This is a genomic window from Stenotrophomonas sp. JAI102 (assembly GCF_013409105.1).
In the GTDB taxonomy this organism is placed as follows: Bacteria; Pseudomonadota; Gammaproteobacteria; order Xanthomonadales; family Xanthomonadaceae; genus Stenotrophomonas; species Stenotrophomonas maltophilia_AA.
This window is the reverse complement of the sequence record NZ_JACCCI010000003.1, coordinates 143120-162702: the sequence shown is the minus strand read 5'-3', so window position 1 is coordinate 162702 and position 19583 is coordinate 143120. Positions and strand designations below refer to the sequence as shown.

General features: G+C 67.7%; 18 protein-coding genes. 12 read left to right on the top strand and 6 right to left on the bottom strand.

Annotated elements, in window-relative coordinates; genetic code table 11:
- The first annotated feature begins 70 nt into the window (after positions 1-70).
- The 3 genes from HDC96_RS13970 to HDC96_RS13960 are packed head-to-tail and all read left to right on the top strand — an operon-like array spanning position 71 to position 3110.
- Positions 71-712, top strand: coding sequence for an SCP2 sterol-binding domain-containing protein (locus HDC96_RS13970; protein WP_179460531.1), 642 nt, complete (start codon positions 71-73; stop codon positions 710-712).
- Positions 709-2367 (top strand): ubiquinone biosynthesis regulatory protein kinase UbiB, encoded by a 1659-nt coding sequence (gene ubiB, locus HDC96_RS13965; RefSeq protein ID WP_179460530.1) that lies wholly within the window; start codon positions 709-711, stop codon positions 2365-2367. The genes HDC96_RS13970 and ubiB overlap by 4 nt, the downstream gene beginning before the upstream one ends.
- Complete coding sequence (locus tag HDC96_RS13960; RefSeq protein WP_179460529.1) at positions 2364-3110, top strand: pseudouridine synthase; 747 nt, start codon at positions 2364-2366, stop codon at positions 3108-3110. The genes ubiB and HDC96_RS13960 overlap by 4 nt, the downstream gene beginning before the upstream one ends.
- Before the next feature lie 44 nt (positions 3111-3154).
- On the opposite strand, the gene HDC96_RS13955 is transcribed toward HDC96_RS13960, so the two are convergent.
- Complete coding sequence (locus HDC96_RS13955) at positions 3155-3703, bottom strand: DUF2059 domain-containing protein (protein ID WP_179460528.1); 549 nt, start codon at positions 3701-3703, stop codon at positions 3155-3157.
- Positions 3704-3841: 138 nt separating this feature from the next.
- On the opposite strand from HDC96_RS13955, the gene arfB reads away from it, so the two are divergent.
- The 3 genes from arfB to dcp all read left to right on the top strand — a co-directional run bounded on the left by arfB (position 3842) and on the right by dcp (position 7183).
- Positions 3842-4273 (top strand): alternative ribosome rescue aminoacyl-tRNA hydrolase ArfB, encoded by a 432-nt coding sequence (gene arfB / locus HDC96_RS13950; RefSeq protein ID WP_121044396.1) that lies wholly within the window; start codon positions 3842-3844, stop codon positions 4271-4273.
- A 46-nt stretch (positions 4274-4319) separates the two neighbouring features.
- A complete protein-coding gene (locus HDC96_RS13945; RefSeq protein WP_257018772.1) occupies positions 4320-4880 on the top strand; it encodes a lysophospholipid acyltransferase family protein in 561 nt (186 codons plus the stop codon).
- 146 nt (positions 4881-5026) lie between these two features.
- Entirely contained in the window at positions 5027-7183 is a 2157-nt protein-coding gene (gene dcp / locus HDC96_RS13940; RefSeq protein ID WP_179460526.1) for a peptidyl-dipeptidase Dcp, read from the top strand.
- Positions 7184-7424: 241 nt separating this feature from the next.
- Here dcp and HDC96_RS13935 read toward each other — a convergent pair whose 3' ends face one another.
- Together HDC96_RS13935 and HDC96_RS13930 are read right to left on the bottom strand one after the other, a co-directional pair.
- On the bottom strand, positions 7425-7874 hold the full coding sequence (locus tag HDC96_RS13935; protein ID WP_046272278.1) for a 3-dehydroquinate dehydratase: 450 nt from the start codon (positions 7872-7874) through the stop codon (positions 7425-7427).
- Between the two features lie 3 nt (positions 7875-7877).
- Positions 7878-8288 carry a hypothetical protein gene (locus HDC96_RS13930; RefSeq protein ID WP_046272279.1) on the bottom strand — a complete coding sequence of 137 codons (411 nt, stop codon included), beginning with the start codon at positions 8286-8288 and terminating at the stop codon, positions 7878-7880.
- Between the two features lie 178 nt (positions 8289-8466).
- Between HDC96_RS13930 and lepB the strand changes: the two genes are divergently transcribed.
- Both lepB and HDC96_RS13920 read left to right on the top strand, forming a co-directional pair.
- Entirely contained in the window at positions 8467-9099 is a 633-nt protein-coding gene (gene lepB / locus HDC96_RS13925) for a signal peptidase I (RefSeq protein ID WP_179460525.1), read from the top strand.
- Positions 9100-9231: 132 nt separating this feature from the next.
- Positions 9232-10506: an MFS transporter gene (locus tag HDC96_RS13920; RefSeq protein WP_179460524.1), complete on the top strand. Its 1275-nt coding sequence runs from the start codon at positions 9232-9234 to the stop codon at positions 10504-10506.
- Here HDC96_RS13920 and HDC96_RS13915 read toward each other — a convergent pair.
- On the bottom strand, positions 10496-11398 hold the full coding sequence (locus HDC96_RS13915) for a LysR substrate-binding domain-containing protein (protein WP_179460523.1): 903 nt from the start codon (positions 11396-11398) through the stop codon (positions 10496-10498). The genes HDC96_RS13920 and HDC96_RS13915 overlap by 11 nt on opposite strands.
- Positions 11399-11408: 10 nt before the next feature.
- Entirely contained in the window at positions 11409-12374 is a 966-nt protein-coding gene (locus HDC96_RS13910) for a LysR substrate-binding domain-containing protein (protein WP_179460522.1), read from the bottom strand.
- Between the two features lie 108 nt (positions 12375-12482).
- On the opposite strand from HDC96_RS13910, the gene aceB reads away from it, so the two are divergent.
- From aceB to HDC96_RS13890, 4 genes are all read left to right on the top strand, one after another.
- Positions 12483-14129, top strand: a complete 1647-nt coding sequence (aceB, locus tag HDC96_RS13905) for a malate synthase A (protein ID WP_179460521.1) — start codon at positions 12483-12485, stop codon at positions 14127-14129.
- A gap of 52 nt (positions 14130-14181) precedes the next feature.
- Positions 14182-15474, top strand: a complete 1293-nt coding sequence (gene aceA, locus HDC96_RS13900; RefSeq protein ID WP_179460520.1) for an isocitrate lyase — start codon at positions 14182-14184, stop codon at positions 15472-15474.
- 223 nt (positions 15475-15697) lie between these two features.
- Positions 15698-16744: a GGDEF domain-containing protein gene (locus HDC96_RS13895; protein ID WP_176990203.1), complete on the top strand. Its 1047-nt coding sequence runs from the start codon at positions 15698-15700 to the stop codon at positions 16742-16744.
- A 13-nt stretch (positions 16745-16757) separates the two neighbouring features.
- Complete coding sequence (locus HDC96_RS13890; RefSeq protein WP_179460519.1) at positions 16758-19250, top strand: putative peptide modification system cyclase; 2493 nt, start codon at positions 16758-16760, stop codon at positions 19248-19250.
- A gap of 8 nt (positions 19251-19258) precedes the next feature.
- Here the strand turns inward: HDC96_RS13890 and HDC96_RS13885 are convergent, their stop codons facing one another.
- Complete coding sequence (locus HDC96_RS13885; RefSeq protein WP_179460518.1) at positions 19259-19552, bottom strand: NHLP-related RiPP peptide; 294 nt, start codon at positions 19550-19552, stop codon at positions 19259-19261.
- Between the last annotated feature and the right edge of the window lie 31 nt (positions 19553-19583).

The window sequence follows — 19583 nt, the reverse complement described above, 5'->3', positions numbered from 1 at the left end:
CCGCGTGACCCCTCTGCCGTGTCGTCGCGCTCGCCGCCCGTCGTTCAAGGGGGCGCGGTAGAATGCGCTGATGGCCCGTTCCCTGCTCTCTTCCCTCAAGCCGCTGGCCGGCAATGCGCTGCAGCTCACGCTCAACCGCGCGCTGGCGCTGGACCCGGACACCCGCAGCGCGCTGGCCGCGCTGGATGGCCGCCACATCGCCCTGACCCTGGAATCGCCCGCGCTGGCGATGCGGATCGGGGTGGAGGGTGAACGCCTCACGGTCGGTCCGGTCGATCCGCAGCAGGAGCCGGACCTGGCCGTGCGCAGCACGCTGGGCGGGGTGCTGGCCCAGTTGCCGTTCCTGGCCAACGCACGCCGTGGCGGTGATGCGCCGGCCGGGAGGGTCAAGGTCTCCGGCGATGCCGAGCTGGCCCGCCGCCTGCAGCAGCTGGCGACCCGTTTCGATCCGGACTGGCGGCAGCCGTTCGTGCGCGTGTTCGGCGAGGTGATGGGCGTGCAGATCGCCAACGCCCTGCGCTCGGCCCTGCAGCACGCCCGCCGCGGCGCGTCCGACCTGGCGCACAGCGCCGCTGAATTTGTCACCGAGGAGTCGCGCGACGTGGTACCGCGAGCAGAACTGGATGCCTTCCACGACGATGTGGACGTGATGCGTGATGACGTCGAACGCCTGGCCGTGCGCGTGCAGCGCCTGCGGCAGGTGGGCGCATGAAGGCGATCTTCCGGGCCAGCCGCATCGGCCGCATCATCCTGCGCTACCGCCTCGACGATCTGCTCCAGGGCACCCCGGCCGAGCGCTGGCTGCGCCTGGCCAAGCCGTTCGTGCCACGCGCCTCGGCCGACATCGCCGTACAGTCGCGTGGGGCCCGCCTGCGCCTGGCGCTGCAGGACCTCGGCCCGATCTTCGTCAAGTTCGGGCAGATCCTCTCGACCCGCCGTGACCTGATCCCGGCCGACGTGGCCAACGAGCTCACCCTGCTGCAGGACCGGGTCAAGCCGTTCGACGGCGCCACCGCGCAGGCCATCGTCGAGCGCGCGCTCGGCCGCCCGGTCAGCGAAGCGTTCGCCAGCTTCGACCTGCAGCCACTGGCCTCGGCCTCGATCGCACAGGTGCACGCGGCCACGCTCGCCGACGGCCGCCAGGTGGTGGTCAAGGTGCTGCGCCCCGACATTGAAAAGCAGATCGACGCGGACATCGCGCTGCTGAAGTCGGCCGCCGCGCTGATCGAGCGCGCGCACCCGCGCGCCGACAAGATCCGCCCGCGCGAAGTGGTCGCCGAAGTCGAAAACACCCTGGCCGCCGAACTGGACCTCCAGCGCGAAGGCGCCAATGCCAGCGTGCTGCGCCGCAACTGGATCGACTCGGACGATCTGTACGTACCGGAAGTGATCTGGAGTCACACCGCCGAGCGCGCGCTGACCCTGGAGCGCGTGTGGGGCATCCCGTCGGACGACATCGTCGCGCTGGACAAGGCCGGCATCGACCGCAAGGCGCTGGCCGCCAAGGGCGTGCGGGTGTTCTACACCCAGGTGTTCCGCGACAATTTCTTCCACGCCGATGCGCACGCCGGCAACATCTGGGTCGACACCGATCCGGCGCGCCGCGACAACCCGCGCTTCATCGCGCTGGACTTCGGCATCATGGGCCAGCTCTCCGAAGAAGATCAGTACTACCTGGCCGAGAACTTCATGGCCATCTTCAACAAGGATTACCGGCGCATGGCCGCGCTGCATGTCGAAGCCGGCTGGATGCCCAACAACGTGCGCATCGATGAACTCGAAGCGGCCGCGCGTTCGGTGTGCGAACCCTATTTCACCCGCCCGCTGTCGCAGATCTCGCTGGCCGAGGTGCTGATCAAGCTGTTCCGCGTGGCCCAGCGCTACGAGCTCACGTTGCAGCCGCAGCTGATCCTGCTGCAGAAGACCCTGCTCAACATCGAAGGCGTCGGGCGTCAGCTCGATCCCGAGCTGGACATCTGGGCGGTCGCGCGGCCGGTGCTGGAACGCATCCTGCGCGAGCGCTACAGCCCGCGCCGCGTACTCAAGGAAGTGCGCAAGCGCCTGCCCGAGATCATGACGCATACGCCGGACATGCCGCGCCTGGTCCACGCCTGGCTGCGCCAGCAGGTGGAAGGCGACCACGAACTGTCGATGCGCTCGCGCGATCTGGCCGCGCTGAATGTCAGCGTGCAGAAACTGCAGAAGCGCGCGGTGGCCGCGATCGCCGGCGTCGGCCTGATGATCGTCGCCGCGGTGCTGTATGGCCTGCAGCCGGGGGGCTGGTACTTCGGCGATGCTCCGGTGTGGAGCTGGGTGACCGGCGCGGCCGGCGTGTTCTCGCTGGCCAGTGCCTGGTGGCGCCGATGAGCGCCCTCGAGCTGCAGGCAGAGGCCCTCGCCGTGGCGCCCGTGGCGCTTCCCCCCCTGCAACTGCTGTACCTGGACGACCAGCTTGCCGTGGTCAACAAGCCCGCCGGGTTGATGGTCCACGACAGCAAGCTCGCCCGCGGCGAAGACGACTTCCTCGCCGACCGCCTGCGCGAACAGCTCGGCAAGCCGATCTTCCTCGTCCACCGCCTGGACCGCGCCACCAGCGGCTGCCTGCTGCTCGCCTTTGATCGCGAGAGCGCCAGCGTGCTCGGCAAATCGCTGATGGGCGGCGACGTCACCAAGGATTACCTCGCGATCTGCCGCGGCTGGCCGGCCGAAGACGCCTTCACCGTCGACCACGACCTCGATGGTGGCCCCGGCAAACCGGTCAAGAAGCAGGCGATCACCCACTTCCAGCGCGTCGCCGTCGGCGAGATCGCCATACCGATGGGCGAGTTCGAGACCTCACGCTACGCTCTGCTGCGCTGCCAGCCGCAGACCGGCCGCTTCCGCCAGATCCGCCGCCACCTCAAGCACCTCTCGCATCACCTGATCGGCGACACCAGCCACGGCGACGGCCGCCACAACCGCAGCTTCCGCATGCAGGGCATCCACCGCATGCTCCTGCACGCCGAGCGCCTGCGCTTCCCGCATCCGGATGGCACGCCGATGGACATCAGCGCGCCGGTGGACGGCGAGTTCCGCAAGGCCATGGATCTGTTTGGCTGGGAACTCGCCTGACGCCTGATGCCGCGCGATAGCCGACCAGCGGTCGGCCCTACCGGTTACTTCCTGGTGGGCGCGGCCGTCGGCGCCGGCTCATTCACGATCGCCTCCAGGTCTTTCTGCAGATCCACGAACAGCGGCTGCATCTTGGTCTGGATCGCCACCATCACGTTCTGCATCAGCGCCGGCGTCTTGTCCAACAGACTCTGCCCGGCCGAACTCTCGTAGAACTCGGCCATCGCCAGTACGTCTTCCTTGCTGAAGGTCTGCTTGTACAGATCCACGTACATCGGCCGCAGCTCCTTCCAGGACAACGCCTGGCGCACCGTCTGGCTGGTCCGCTGCTCGATCCGCTGCAGCTGCGCCTGCTGCGTCGCGTCCAGCTGACGCTGCTGCGCCACCTGCTGGAACTGCTGGCGCTGCATCGCCTCGATCTGCGGCAGCATCGTATCGAGCATGCTCTGCGCCCGCGACGCGGCCAGCAGCCGGTTGATGTCGGCATCCGACGGCGGTGCGGCCAGGGCCGGCGCGATCGCGGCCAGGCCCAGGACCAGGGCCAGAGTGAGGCGGCTCAGGCCGCGGCGGGCCAACGGGCGGATCAGGGACATGGCGGAGCATCCTGCGTTGCGTGGACTGCGGAGGATACCTGCGATGGCGTCATCAGGCCGTAATTGAGGACGTTATCGACGATATCCACGCACGTTGCAGTCCCCCGGCCGGCGGGTCCTCCCCTTACAATGCCGCCCATGGGCAACGGACCAGTCACCATCAGCGCGCACCTGACGATTCCGGACACGGAACTCGTCGAGCGGTTCGTGCGCGCCAGTGGCGCCGGTGGCCAGAACGTCAACAAGGTCTCCACCGCCGTCGAACTGCGCTTCGACGTGGCCGGCTCGCCTTCGTTGCCCGAGCCGTTGCGCGCGCGCCTGCTGGCCCGCCGCGACCGGCGCATGACCGGCGAAGGCGTGCTGGTCATCGATGCACAGCGTTTCCGAACCCAGGACCGTAACCGCGAGGACGCGCGTGATCGACTGGCCGCCTTCATCCAGGCGGGGCTGAGCGTGCCCAAGGCACGCGTGGCCACCAAGCCGACCTACGGGTCGAAACTGCGTCGTCTGGACGCCAAAAAGGGGCGCGCGCAGATCAAGCGCGGGCGCACCACACGCAATTGGGAGTGATTGCTTGAACAACCGAAGTCCGTTGTTGCCGGTGGTTCCGCCGAACATGCCGCAGGTCAAACCGAACTGCTTCCTCCGCTGGCTGGCCCGCTGCACGCTGCGCCTGGGCGGCTGGAAAGTGACCGGCACCCTGCCCGATGTGCCCAAAGTGGTGTTCATCATCGCCCCGCATTCGTCCAACTGGGACGGCTTCTGGGGCATGGCGGCCAAGATCGCGCTGGGCATGCAGGTCAAGGTGCTGGGCAAGGCCTCGCTGTTCTGGTGGCCGCTGGGCCCGCTGCTGCGCAGGCTCGGCGTCATCCCGCTGGACCGCAGTTCGCCGCAGGGCACCGTGGAGCAGGCGGTCAGCCTGATCCGCGGCTCGGACCGCCTGTGGTACGCGATCACCCCGGAGGGCACGCGCAAGGCGGTGCAGCACTGGAAGGCCGGCTTCCTCAAGATCGCGCGCATGGCCGACGTGCCGGTGCTGGCCGCCTATTTCCACTACCCGGAAAAGACCATCGGCATCGGCCCGCTGTTCCATCCCACCGGCAACGACGTGGCCGACATGGCCGCGATCCGCGCGTACTACCGCCCCTGGCAGGGCAAGACCCGCGGCACCGTCTGAGCGCCGCCGGGCGGGCCGGACGGGATAGCCCCCACGGCCCGCACAGCCACGCGCCACGACCGGCACATGCCGCCTGCGGGCTTTGGGAGTAGGGTGATCGGCTGCGGGATTTTCCGTCCCGCGCCCTCATCCAAGGAGCCCGTTTCATGTCGCGTACCGTAGTTTTGGCCGCTGCCATCAGCCTGGCGCTGGCGGCCTGTTCCGGCAAGGAGTCCACCCCCGTGACCGATACCCAGCCCGCCCCGACCCAGCAGCCGGCCGATGCCTCCGCCAACCCGCTGTTGAGCGCCAGCACGCTGCCGTTCCAGGCGCCGCCGTTCGACAGGATCAAGGACAGTGACTACCTGCCGGCCTTCAACGAAGGCATGAAGCAGCACCTGGCCGAAGTCCGCAAGATCGCCGACAACCCCGAGCCGGCCACCTTCGACAACACCATCGAAGCGCTGGAGCGTAGCGGCGAGACCCTGACCCGCGTGTCGCGCATCTTCTTCGGCCTGGTCCAGGCCGATACCAACGATGCGCGCCAGAAGGTGCAGGAAGAAGTCGCCCCGAAGCTGGCCGAGCACCAGGACGAGATCAACCTCGACCCGAAGCTGTTCGCCCGCATCAAGACCATCTACGACCAGCGCGACGCGCTGGGCCTGGACCCGGTGCAGAAGCGCCTGGTCGAGCGTGATTACCAGGAGTTCGTGCGCGCCGGCGCGCAGTTGAACGATGCCGACAAGGCCTCGCTGCGCAAGCTCAACGTGGAAGAAACCACGCTGGCCACGCAGTTCCACACCCGCCTGGTCGCCGCGACCGCCGCCGGTGCCGTGGTCGTCGATGACAAGGCCAAGCTGGCCGGCCTGGACGAGGATGCGATCAACACTGCCGCCGCCGATGCCAAGGCCCGCAACCTCGAGGGCAAGTACCTGCTTCCGCTGCAGAACACCACCCAGCAGCCGGTGCTCGGCTCGCTGAGCGACCGCGAGCAGCGCGCTGCCGTGCTCAAGGCCTCGGAGACCCGTGCCGAAAAGGGCGACGCCAACGACACCCGCGAGACCATCCAGCGCCTGGCCCAGCTACGTGCGCAGAAGGCCAAGCTGCTTGGCTTCGAGAACTACGCCGCCTACAGCCTGGCCGACCAGATGGCCAAGACCCCGGCCGCCGCGCTCAAGCTGCTGACCGACACCGTGCCGGCCGCGACCGCCAAGGCGCGTGGCGAGATCAGCGAAATGCAGAAGGTGATCGACGCGCAGAAGGGCGGCTTCAAGCTCGCCGCATCGGATTGGGACTTCTACGCCGAACAGGTGCGCAAAGCGCAGTACGACCTGGACGAATCGCAGATCAAGCCGTACTTCGAGATGGACAACGTGCTGCAGAACGGCGTCTTCTACGCCGCCACGCAGCTGTACGGCATCACCTTCAAGCCGCGTACCGACATCCCGACCTACCACCCGGACATGAAGGTCTACGAAGTGTTCGACAAGGACGGCACCTCGCTGGCCCTGTTCTACACCGACTACTTCAAGCGTGACAGCAAGTCCGGTGGCGCCTGGATGGACGTGTTCGTCGAACAGGACGGCCTGACCGGTGCCAAGCCGGTGGTCTACAACGTGTGCAACTTCACCAAGCCCGCCGCCGGCCAGCCCGCGCTGCTGAGCTTCGATGACGTGACCACGATGTTCCATGAGTTCGGCCACGCGCTGCACGGCATGTTCTCGAAGGTGAAGTACCCGTCCATCGCCGGTACCAGCACCTCGCGCGACTTCGTCGAGTTCCCCTCGCAGTTCAACGAGCATTGGGCGCTGGACCCGAAGGTCTTCGCCAACTACGCCAAGAACTACAAGACCGGCGAGCCGATGCCGCAGGCGCTGGTCGACAAGATCCTCAAGGCGCGCACCTTCAACCAGGGCTATGCGACCACCGAGTACCTCTCGGCCGCACTGCTCGACCTGGCCTGGCACACCCAGCCGGCCGACGCCAAGCTGCAGGACGTCGCTCCGTTTGAAGCGGCCGCGCTGAAGAAGTTCAAGGTCGACCTGCCGCAGGTGCCGCCGCGCTACCGCACCAGCTACTTCGATCACATCTGGGGTGGCGGGTATTCGTCCGGCTACTACGCCTACTTCTGGGCCGAGGTGCTCGACCATGACGCCTTCGAGTGGTTCAAGGAGAACGGCGGCCTGACCCCGGAGAACGGCCAGGTCTTCCGCGACAAGATCCTCTCGCGCGGCAACAGCGTGGAGCTGGCCGATCTGTACCGCGAGTTCCGCGGCAAGGATCCGTCGGTGGAACCGCTGCTGGTCAATCGTGGGCTGAAATAATCGGGGCATCCCGGTAGGTACCGACCGTTGGTCGGTACGCTTGCCACCGGTACACGCTGAAACGAAAACGGCAGGGGAAACCCTGCCGTTTTTTTTGGTTGCGGCTCCGCTGGGGCGGGCGCTGGGCCCCTATACCCTTTCCGGCGAATGTCCTCCGGCGTCGGCCTGCGGCCGCCCCCTCCCCCTTTATTTCGCCTCCAAGGGCATAGGGGCCCAGCGCCCGCCCCACCGACCCCGCGCCTCACGTCCCTACGTGCACGCCTTCGGCGATCTCACTGCACCCCAGGTGATCCAGCGCGATCTCCAGCGCGTGCATGTAACTCTGCGCGCAGTACCCGCGCGCCACGCCGATGCGCTGGCCCACATCCGCCGGCAGGCACGCCTCCGGGGCGCGCGCATCGTCGTCGTGCACTTCCACGTAGGCGTTGTGCAGATGCGGCAGCAGGCGCTGCAGGCGCGCGCTGTCCACGCACGCACCGGGATCGAGCAGGGTGACTTCGCCGCGGCTGTGATCGGCCACGCGCAGCGCATCCAGCAGTTCCTGCTCCGAGCCGCACGCGCGGATCGCCACCGTGGTGCCCGCATCGATCGCGCGATGCACCAGGGATTTCAGGACCAGCGCCGGCAGCGGCTGCGCGGTACGGATCAGCTGCCCGGCCGCTTCCGGCCCACGGATGATGAAGATTGACATGGCTCAGCCCTCCACGGCCTGCAGGCGATGGGCGGCGATCGCCAACGACAGGCGACACGCATCCTGGCGGCCGCTGCTGCACACCACCCGCGCGGCCGGGGCATGCTGCGGATGCAGGTGCTCGTCCAGCGCGTCGTCGTCGTTGCTGGCCATCTCGATGTACGGCGCCGGCAGGTCCTCCAGCGCGGTGCGCAGCGCCTGGCCATAACGGGCCCATTGCGGTGCGTCGACCGCCGCGGTGGCGATCAGGACCAGCGCCGGACGGCTGCGCTGGGCACGCTGCAGGCAGCGCACCAGGGCCGGCAGGGAGTCGCAGTCGCGGCAGGCCAGGCGGTGCCCGGCGACCCGCGCAGGCAGCGGCGACGCGTCCGGCACGGCGTTCGACGGTGTATGCCGGATCAGCAGGATGGTCATGGAGCGTCTCTTCGAAGCGCCCTTCGGCGCGGTGTCGCCACGATGCGGCCGCGCCCCGTAAAACCGCGATGCCGACCCGGCCGGCCCGGCGTAAACAGTGCGTAGCTTTTTCAGGCCCGGCCAGGGAACTTGCCCACCTCCCGTCCGGTCACAGCCACACACTCCCTGGAGCGCCCGTATGGACACCCCCGCCGCCGCCTCGGCCCCCGCCGACCACCGCCTGCTGCGCTGGCTCAAGAAAGAAGCCCTGCCGCTACTGGTCATGCTCGGCCTGCTCGCGGCGGCGCGCGACACCTTGGCCAACCACTACCAGGTGCCCAGCGGCTCGATGCAGCACACGCTGATGCCCGGCGACCGGGTGGTGGTGGACATGCGCGCCTACGGCGTGCGCCTGCCGTTCACCTCGGTGGAGCTGTTGCACACCGGCCAGCCGCAGCGCGGTGACGTGGCGGTATTCGATTCGCCGCAGGACGGCACCCGCCTGATCAAGCGTATCGCGGCTGTCGGGGGTGATCGGGTCGAGCTGCACGACGGCCACCTGAGCATCAACGGCCATCCGCTGGCCCAGGCCGGCGTCGGCGAAATCGAAGACTTCGGCCAGCATCTGGCGCAGCTGGATCTGGGCCAGGGCGGCGGGCCCGACATCACCGGGCTGACCGTCCCGGCGGGCGAGGTGCTGATGCTCGGCGACCACCGCGGCAACAGCGCCGACGGCCGCTTCTTCGGCCTGGTCCAGGCCAGCGCGATGTATGGCAAGGCTTCGCACGTCTACTACCGCCGCGGCGAAGGCCTGACCTGGCAGGCGCTGTAATCCCGGCCACGATCTGAATCGATATCTGGATCGTCTCGATCCAGACTTATCAGGTTATGGATCGACCTTTCCGCGCTGCCTATCCTGAACGCTGACTCCTCGCTCCGGCCCGTCCACGCGGGCCTTACCGGCATGAATGGCGACACCGCAGCGGTCCCCGACCGCAGCCCTCCGACCACCACCGCAGCGCCGGTCGGCGAACAGATCCAGCAGGGCACCCCGGCCTTCCGGCGCACGGCGGCCGCGCTGTTCCTGGCCGGTTTCTCCACCTTCGGGCTGCTCTACACGGTGCAGCCGCTGCTGCCCGAATTCAGTCGCCACTTCGGTGTCTCCGCGGCCAACAGTGCGCTGACCCTGTCGCTGACCACCGGTCTGCTGGCGGTCTCCATGCTGATCGCGGGATGGATCTCCGACCGCATCGGGCGCCGCAGCGTGATGGTCGCGGCGCTGCTGGCGTCCAGCGTGTTGTCCGTCGCCACGGCGATGGTGGATGACTGGACCACGCTGCTGGTGCTGCGCACGCTGCTCGGCATCGCGCTCAGTGGCGTACCGGCGGTGGGCATGACCTACCTCGCCGAAGAAATGGACAGCCGCGCGCTGGGCCTGGCGATGGGCCTGTACATCGGCGGCAACGCGATCGGCGGCATGAGCGGTCGCCTCATCGCGGGCATCGTGGCCGACCACTGGGGCTGGCGCTGGGGCATCGGCGTGGTGTCGCTGATCGCGCTGCTCAGTACCGTGCTGCTGTGGATCCAGCTGCCGCCGTCGCGCCACTTCCAGAGCCGCCGTGGCGGCCTGCGCGAACTGCCCGCGCGCTGGCGCAGTCTGTTCGGCGATCCCGGCCTGCCGTGGTTGTTCGCCACCGCCTTCGTGTTGATGGGCGTGTTCGTCACCCTCTACAACTATCTCGGTTTCCACCTGCTGGCGCCGCCCTACGGCCTCAGCCAGACCGTGGTCGGCCTGATCTTCAGCGTGTACCTGGTCGGCACCTTCAGCTCCGCCTGGATGGGGCAGCAGGCCAATCGCCATGGCCGCAGCCGCGTGCTGGCGATCTGCTATGGACTGATCGCGCTGGGCATCGTGCTGCTGGCGATGCCGTGGCTGGGCTGCATGGCCGCCGGCATCGCCTTGGTCACGTTCGGCTTCTTCGGCGGTCACTCGGTGGCCAGCAGCTGGGTCGGCAGCCGCGCCGGTGCGATGCGGGCCGAAGCATCCGCCCTGTACCTGTTCGCGTACTACCTGGGCTCCAGCGTGGCCGGCGTGCTCGGCGGCGTGTTCTACACGCACTGGGATTGGCTGGGCGTGTGCGGCTTCGTCGGCGTACTGACCGTGGCCGGTGGCGTGATCGCCTGGCGCTTGGGGCAACGCGTGCAACCGGGCACCGCCGCGCTCGCGCTCAGCCGCTGACCCCCTGCAGCAGACGGGTGAAGTGCCCGATCAACGGCGACGCCGCACCCCGCCGGCAGGCGACGTGCACTTCTGAACTGGCGGCACGATCACTGAGCGCGACGAAGCGCGCCCCGTCCACCTGGATATGGCTGCACGAGGCGGGCAGTACCGTCACGCCCAGGCCAGAGGCCGCCAGGCTGATCAGCGTCGAGGCTTCCCCGGCTTCCTGCACGATGCGCGGCGTGAAGCCGGCGCTGCGGCACAACGCGATGAAATGATCGTGGATGCCCGCGCCGACCTCGCGCAGGAAGCCGACGAACGGCTCATGCGCGAACAGCCGCAGCGCCACCGCCGCATCGGCCGGCAGATCACGCACCAGCGGATGCTGGTCGTGCACCACCAGCGCCAGCGGATCACTGAACAGTTTGCGTGACATCAGGGGCGCGGGCAGGGCACGTTTGCGGATCAACCCGACATCCAGTTCGCCGGCCATCAGCGCATCGATCTGCTGCAGGGTGTTCATCTCGCGCAGCTTCAACTGCACCTGCGGGAACTGCTGGCGGTAGGCGAAGATCGCACGCGGAATCTGCGTGGATAGTGGCGTAGCCCGGGTCAGCCCGATGCGCAGCTCACCGGTCTCCCCGCGCTGCGCGCGCTGGGTCAGATCGATCGCAGTATCCACCCGCGCCAGCACCTCGCGCGCTTGTTCCTGCAGCACGCGCCCGGCATCGGTGAGTTCCACGCGGCGGTTCGCACGCAGGAACAACCGCGCGCCGAGCAGCGTTTCCAGCTGACGGATCTGCTGGCTGAGCGGTGGCTGCGACATCCCCAGCCGCTCGGCCGCCCGGCCGAAGTGCAGCGTCTCGGCGACGGCCAGGAAGTAGCGCAGGTGGCGGAGTTCGATGGACATGGGGCGTGCGTCAGCGCTCGGAATGACCACTTTCATCATAACTGCGCGGACTGAACAGGTCCGGCTGGATCAGCTCGATGAATGCCCGCGCCTGCGGTGACAGAAACCGCCCGCGACGCACGATCACCCCATAGCTGCGCTCCGGGAACCACGCACTCATCGAGCGCGTCACCAGCTTCTCGCGGTCGGCATCGTGGAGGCAGAGCGCCGGCACGATCGAGATGCCCATGCCCATCGCGACGTACTGCTTGATCACTTCCCAGCCGCCGACCTCCAGCGCCACGGTGTAGGGCAGCCGATGCCGCTGGAACACCTGGTCCACCAGCCGGTAGGTGATCTGGCGTTTGGGCGGCAGCACCAGCGGGTACTGCGAGATCGCCTCCAGGCTCAGTTCGCCATGCGCCAGCGGATGCTCGGGCGGGGCGATCAGCACCTGCTCGAAGCGATAGGCCGGGGCGTAGCTGAGGTCGGCCGGCACGTCGGTCATCGAGCCCACCGCCAGGTCCGCCGCATCGCTGCGCAGCAGGTCGGTGCCGTCGGCGCTGATCGCGTTGTGGAGGGTCAGGCGGACATCCGGGTGGCGCTGGCGGAAGCGCTCCACGATGCGTGGCAGCAGGTACAGGATGGTCGAGCTGTTGGCCGCGATGTTGAGCTCGCCGGCATCCAGTCCCTTCACCTTGTCGCGGAAGCTGGCCTCCAGCCCGTCCAGGTTCTCCACCAGCGGCAGCGCCATGTCATACAGCAGCTGGCCTTCGCGGCTGGGCACCAGGCGGCGCCCACTGCGTTCGAACAGGTTGACCCCGAGTTCGCGCTCCAGGGCCTGCAACTGCTGGCTGATGGCGGGCTGGCTGACGAACAGGGCCTCAGCTGCCCGTGAGACTGAGCCGAGGCGAACCGTCTGGCAGAACGCCCGCAGCGGCTTGAGCCGATCGGATTTGTAGGAAAACCGGGGACTTGGCGTGCGCGGCGTGGTCATGGCGTCATGAGTATAAGCACACCTTATGTAAGCCATTGCAATAACTGCTTTGTCAAATATCGGCACGGCGGCGCACGGTGGAGCTCAACCGCACCGCAGGAGCCCGCCATGTCCGCCGTCGCTTACGCCACCGCCCAGCCCACCCCCGCCGATGCACCGGCCACTCCCGGCATCGCCCTCACCACCCAGCTGGCGGGCCAGTCCGCGCTGCTGCCGGCGGGGGTACTGGCGCTGCTGGTGTCGCTGCACCGGGCGGTGGAGCCGGAGCGTCAGCGCCGGCTGCAGGCACGGGTGGTCCGCCAGGCCTTCTTCGATGGCGGCGGCCTGCCGGACTTCCGTGCTGATACCGCCGAAATCCGCAGCGGCGACTGGCAGGTCGCCCCGCTGCCGGAAGCGCTGCAGGACCGCCGGGTGGAGATCACCGGCCCGACCGACCCGAAGATGGTCATCAACGCGCTGAACTCCGGCGCCAAGGTGTTCATGGCCGACTTCGAGGATTCCACCGCCCCGGCCTGGCGCAACCTGCTGGCCGGCCAGCAGGCGCTGATCGGCGCGGTGCGTGGCGATCTGACCCACACCGGCCCGTCCGTCGATGGGAAGCCGGGCAAGCAGTACACCCTGCGCCCGTTCAACGAGCAGGCCGTGCTGATTGTCCGCCCGCGTGGCTGGCACCTGGATGAGAAGCACGTGCGCATCGATGGCCAGCCGATCGCCGGTGGCCTGTTCGATGCGGCGGTGTTCGCCTTCCACAACGCCCGCACGCTGATGTGCAGGCAGCGTGGGCCGTACTTCTACCTGCCCAAGCTGCAGAGCATGGAAGAGGCGGCGCTGTGGGAGACCGCGCTGTCGCACATCGAGGGCATGCTCGGCCTGCCGCATGGGCAGATCAAGGTCACCGTGCTGATCGAGACCCTGCCCGCGGTGTTCGAGATGGACGAGATCCTGCATGCGCTGCGCGATCGCATCGTCGGCCTGAACTGCGGCCGCTGGGATTACATTTTTTCCTACATCAAGACCTTCCGCCGGCACGCCGACAAGGTGCTGCCCGAGCGCGGCCAGGTGACGATGACCCAGCCGTTCCTGAAAGCCTATTCGGAGCTGCTGATCCGCACCTGCCATCGCCGCGGCGCGCATGCGATGGGCGGCATGGCCGCGCAGATTCCGATCAACCACGACGCGGCTGCCAACGAGCAGGCGATGGCGCGGGTGCGGGCGGACAAGCTGCGCGAAGTCACCGCCGGCCATGACGGCACCTGGGTCGCCCACCCCGCGCTGATCCCGGTCGCGCAGGCGATCTTCGACGAACACATGCCCGGCCCGAACCAGCACCGCGTGCTGCGCAACGACGTGCAGGTCGGCCGCGATGACCTGATCGCCGCGCCCACCGGCACCATCACCCGCGCCGGTTTCGAGGGCAACGTCGAAGTCTGCGTGCGCTACCTGGCCGCCTGGCTGGACGGCAACGGCTGCGTGCCGATCCACCACCTGATGGAAGACGCGGCCACCGCCGAGATCAGCCGCAGCCAGCTGTGGCAGTGGCTGCATACCCCCGGCCAGCACCTGGACGACGGCACCGCCATCGACCTGGCCCTGCTCGACGCCACCCTGGCCCAGCTGCCGGCGCGGCTGGGCGATACCACCGCGCTGCCGGGCAGCGCCCGCATCCCCGAGTCCATCGCGCTGCTGGCCGAACTCAGCCGCCGCGACGCGCTCACCGACTTCCTGACCCTGCCCGCCTACGACCGTCTCGACTGACCCCCCGCCATCCACCTGCTGTTACCGCATCCGTTCCCTTTGGAGATTCGACATGAGCACCCTGCAGACCGCCGAACAGATCCAGCACGCTTGGAACACCGACCCGCGCTGGGCCGGGATCACCCGCAACTACACCGCCGCCGACGTGGTGCGCCTGCGCGGCACCGTGCACGTAGAGCACTCGCTGGCACGGCTGGGCGCGGAGAAGCTGTGGACGTACCTGCAGGAGAAGGACTTCGTCAACGCGTTGGGTGCGCTGACCGGCAACCAGGCCATGCAGCAGGTCAAGGCCGGCTTGAACGCGATCTACCTGTCCGGCTGGCAGGTCGCCGCCGATGCCAACCTGGCTGGCCAGATGTACCCGGACCAGTCGCTGTACCCGGCCGATTCGGTGCCGGCGGTGGTCAAGCGCATCAACAACACCCTGCTGCGCGCCGATCAGCTGCACCATGCCGAGGGCAAGGATGACATCGACTTCCTGCAGCCGATCGTGGCCGACGCCGAAGCCGGTTTCGGCGGCGTGCTCAACGCCTTCGAACTGATGAAGGCGATGATCGAGGCCGGTGCGGCCGGCGTGCACTTCGAGGACCAGCTGGCCTCGGTGAAGAAGTGCGGGCACATGGGCGGCAAGGTGCTGGTGCCGACCCGCGAGGCGATCGAAAAGCTCAACGCCGCCCGCCTGGCCGCCGACGTGATGGGCGTGCCGACCCTGCTGGTGGCACGTACCGATGCCGAGGCCGCCGACCTGCTGACCAGCGATGTGGATGGCAACGACCAGCCGTTCACCACCGGCGAACGCACGGTGGAAGGCTTCTACAAGACCCGCAACGGCCTGGACCAGGCGATCAGCCGCGGCCTGGCCTATGCGCCCTATGCCGACCTGATCTGGTGCGAGACCGGCAAGCCGGACCTGGAGTTCGCCCGCAGGTTCGCCGAGGCCATCCATGCCAAGTTCCCGGGCAAGCTGCTGGCCTACAACTGCTCGCCCAGCTTCAACTGGAAGAAGAACCTGGACGACGCCACGATCGCGACCTTCCAGAAGGAGATCGCCACCTACGGCTACAAGTTCCAGTTCATCACCCTGGCCGGCTTCCACGCCCTGAACTACTCGATGTTCAACCTGGCCCACGGCTACGCCCGCCGCCAGATGAGCGCCTTCGTGGAGCTGCAGGAGGCCGAGTTCGCCGCCGCCGACCGGGGCTTCACGGCGGTCAAGCACCAGCGCGAGGTCGGCACCGGCTACTTCGACGCGGTGACCCAGGCGATCCAGCAGGGCCAGTCCTCGACCACCGCCCTGAGCGGCTCCACCGAGGAAGAGCAGTTCAACGCGGAACGGGCGGCCTGATAGCCCGGAAGGGAGGCCAGGGAAGGCCTGCAGGGCGGCCGGTCGGGGGACCTGCCGCCCTGTTCCGTAGTCCGGGCCCGTCTTCACATGGCCAGACACGGGAGAACCCAAGCCGTTTCACGATGTTGGGGCCTGAAAGTCGGAAATGGGATAGGGCGCACAGTTTTGAGGAGTGCTATCCTCCATCGCTCACCAGGGGGCGCTGGAAAGCGGGTGTTCGGAAATGACCGGCAAGGGTGCGGCGGCGATCATGTGCGAACAGGAACCAGACATCGACCGAAAGGCGATGGCTGAGATCGTGCACGCCATCCTGAGCAATGGCGAGTCCGCATTGTTCTCCGAATTCGGCCGGCAACGCAAGCTGCCTTCAGGCACGCATCTCTTCCACCGCGGCCACGCCGGCAACACGATGTACGTGATCGTCAGCGGCTGCATCGAACTGGACTTCGGCGAAGACCTCGTCGTGAAGTCGCTCGGTCCCAATGAGTTCTTCGGCGAGCTGGGCCTGTTGATCGGCGATCACCAGCGCACGGCCGGCGCGCGTGCGGTCGAGGACAGCATCGTGCTGGAACTGGACCACGAGGATTTCCAGCGCCTGGTCGACCGCGATCCTGGTCTGCTCGCCTACTTCCTGCGCCGCACGATCATGCGCGTGGTCAGCAACGAACAGGTGCTCATCCGCCAGCTGCGCCGCCGCAACCACGATCTCGAAACCGCGCTGGACAATCTCTACGTCACCACCCATCAGCTCACCCACACCCGCGAGCTGGTGCGCACCGATGAACTGACCGGCCTGCACAACCGGCGTGGTCTGGCGCTGTACCTGCAGGAATGCCGTGCCCAGGAAGACAGCGCGCCGCAGGGCCTGCTGCTGATCGACTGCGACCAGTTCAAGCAGGTCAACGACGTGCACGGCCACCAGGCCGGCGACCGCGTGCTGCAGAGCGTGGCCAACATCCTGCGCTCGGTGGCCACCGAGCCGGACGTCGCCTGCCGGCTGGGCGGCGACGAATTCTGCCTGCTGCTGCGCAGCGCCGACCAGGACAGCCTGCAGCACGCCGCCGAGTTCATCCTCAGCGCGGTGCATGGCCTGATCGGCCGTGCCCACGGCGTGCCGCATGTGTGCCCGGTCAGCATCGGCGTCTGCCTGATCGACCCGCGGACCGACTGGAGCGAGTGGTACGCCCGGGCCGACAATGCGCTGTACCAGGCCAAGCGGCTGGGCGGCAACCGATTGCACTGGTCGCGATCAGCGACCGCCACACCCTGATCGGGAGATCGGCATGAACGGCGACAACGGAACGTCGACCCAGGCCCCGCAGATGCGGGCGCTGTTGTTCACCGATCTGTGCGACTCGCTGATCCTGGTGGAGCGCATCGGTGATGCGGCGGCGGCGGAGCTGTTCCAGGCGCATGACCGGCTGGTGCTGGCGTTGCAGCAGCAGTGGAACGGGCACCAGATCGATCGCTCGGACGGGCTGTTCCTGTTGTTCGAGCGGCCCATCGATGCGCTCGGATTCGCCCTGGATTACCACGCTGGCCTGGGTGCACTGGGTCGATCGCTGCAGCACCCCATCCGCGCACGCGCGGGCCTGCATGTCGGTGAGGTCATCCTGTGGGACAACAGCGCCGAAGCGATCGCGCTGGGCTCCAAGCCGGTGGAAGTGGAAGGGCTGGCAAAGCCGATGGCGGCGCGGCTCATGCAGCTGGCACGGCCCGGGCAGATTCTCGTGTCGGCGACGGCTGAGTCGATGGTCCGGCGTGCCGGCGTTGCGTTGCGCGATAAAAACAACGGACTGAAATGGACTTCGTTCGGACGCTGGCGATTCAAGGGCGTGGCGCAGCCGATGGACGTGTTCGGAGTGATGTCATCGGACATGCCATCCAGCGGTCGCCCCCGGGCGACGTCGAAGGCCGCCCGCGACCTGCCTTTTTGGCGCCAGCCAACGGCCATGGTGGCGGAAGCCACGTTGGCCGTCGCGCTGCTGGTGGGGGCCTGGATGATGACGCGGTCGCAGCCGGCAATCGCCTTCGCTGAGCGTGACTGGGTGGTGCTGTCGGATGTCACCAACCAGACCGGCGAGCCCATTTTCGATGACTCGCTGCGTCAGGCCATGCTGCTGGGCCTGGAACAGTCGAAGTACGTCAACGTACTGTCCGACGGCAAGGTCCGCGAAAGCCTCGAACTGGCACGCGATCCCGTGGATGCCGTGCTGGATCGATCGCGCGCGGTGGACGTGGCGGTACGCGAAGGTGCCCGCGCGGTCCTGGTACCGAAGGTCATCCCGCGGCGTGGTGGATACGAGGTGCAGATCTCGCTGATCGACCCTGGCAAGGACGTGGTGATCCAGACGTACACGGCCCTGGCGTCCGGGACCGGCAACGCGGTGGAGGCGGTCGACAAGGTGATCGGCGAACTGAGGGCCGGACTGGGCGAATCCGTCGCAGGTCTGCAGCGGTCCATGCCGCTGCCCAGTGCCTCAACCGCCAGTCTGCGCGCCCTGCGCTCGTATGCGCTGGCCGAGACGGCACTGGGCGAGCGCCGTTTCAATGACGCGCGCAATCTGTATCAGACCGCGTTGGAGATCGATCCGGCGTTCGCGCTGGCCTATATCGGCCTGGCCAAATCGTTCGCGCGTACCGCCGATCGCAGCAGTGCGCGCGAGCAGCTGGAAAAAGCGCTGGCGTTGAAGGGGCGGCTGCCGCACCGCGAGCAGCTGTACCTGAAAGGATGGCAGGCGGAGCTGGAGCCGGACGGGTGGCCGGTCGAGCAGTGGCGGGTACTCGCCGGGGTGTACCCGGATTTCTATGCCGGTCCTTCCAACACGTCCTGGTATCTGATCCAGGACAACCGCTTCCAGGAGGCAGAGCCCTTCGCCCGTGCGGCGTCCGTTCCCCAGGACTACCTGCGCATCTACCCCATGGTGCACCTCGCCCGCATCCAGCTGGCCCGCAACCAGTTCCATGAGGCGCGGAACACCCTGCAGCAGGCGCGTACGCTCCGCCGCGACGGTATCGACGACACCCAGGTGGATGTTCTGGTCGGCCTGCGCCGGTATGCAGAAGCCAGGCGCCTGGTGGAGCGCATGGGCAAAGGCGAGGACGCCCTGCAGGACCTGATGCATCTTCGAGCAAAGGTGCTGCTCGCCGCCGACCAGGGAGACTGCGACGCCATGCGTTCGGCCGTGCGCCAGGATGCCGCGAAACCGGGCCTGGCGGATTACCAGATTCATCAGAAGCTGGTGCATGCCACCGTCGAGACGCTGTGCGGGGGGGCCAACAAAGGCACCTTGTCTGCGACCGCAACGCAGCTGATTCCCATGTTGAAAGAGCGCGATCATCCCAACATCGCCGACCGCAGCCTGCAGTTGCTGGCGCTGGTCTACCTTGCGCAACGCCAGGGCCAGCATCCGTTGGCCGACACACTTTTGCGCGACAACGCGGCGCTGCTGGAACGCCAGCACAGCCCGGTGGTCGCCAAGTGGCGGCGCATCGTGTTCTCCAATGCACTGCTGATCGATGGCAAGGCCGATGCGGCGGTAGAAATGCTGCAGCCGCTGCTGGACGGGTCCGAGCCGGTGCAGGCGCATGTCGTGCTGCTGCAGGCCAGGAGGGCCCAGCAGGATGGGGCGGGCGTCCTGCAGGAGCAGCAATGGCTGGCCACGCATCGTGGGCAAGCCATTGCCGAGGTGGCGGCGATCCAGGTCTGGCAGCCGTTGAACGCGCATGACGTGGCCACCTGGTCCGTGCCGGTCAAGGCGACCGGCATGCAGTGAAGCGACCGTCAGCTGATGGTGTCGCCAACCTTGCCAGCTTCGAAACAGAACACCACCGTCATCGACGCGGTATGCGTGCTCAGATAGGTTTCCAGTTCGCTGCGCAGCGCGAGCAGTTCCGAAGGCGTGGCGAGGTCCACGACAGCCAGGCAGTCGGTGCAGCCGTCGGGGTCGATGCCGATCGAGGCCAGCGCTGCCGCGCCATCGGCGGAAAACAGCGTGCGGAACGCCGTATCGCCAATCAGATGGTCGAGCAGCAGCATGGCTTGGGTCGGGGTGAGCTGGGCGGGAGCAGGCGTCATGGTCGATTTCCAGGGCAAGAGAGTGTTCTAT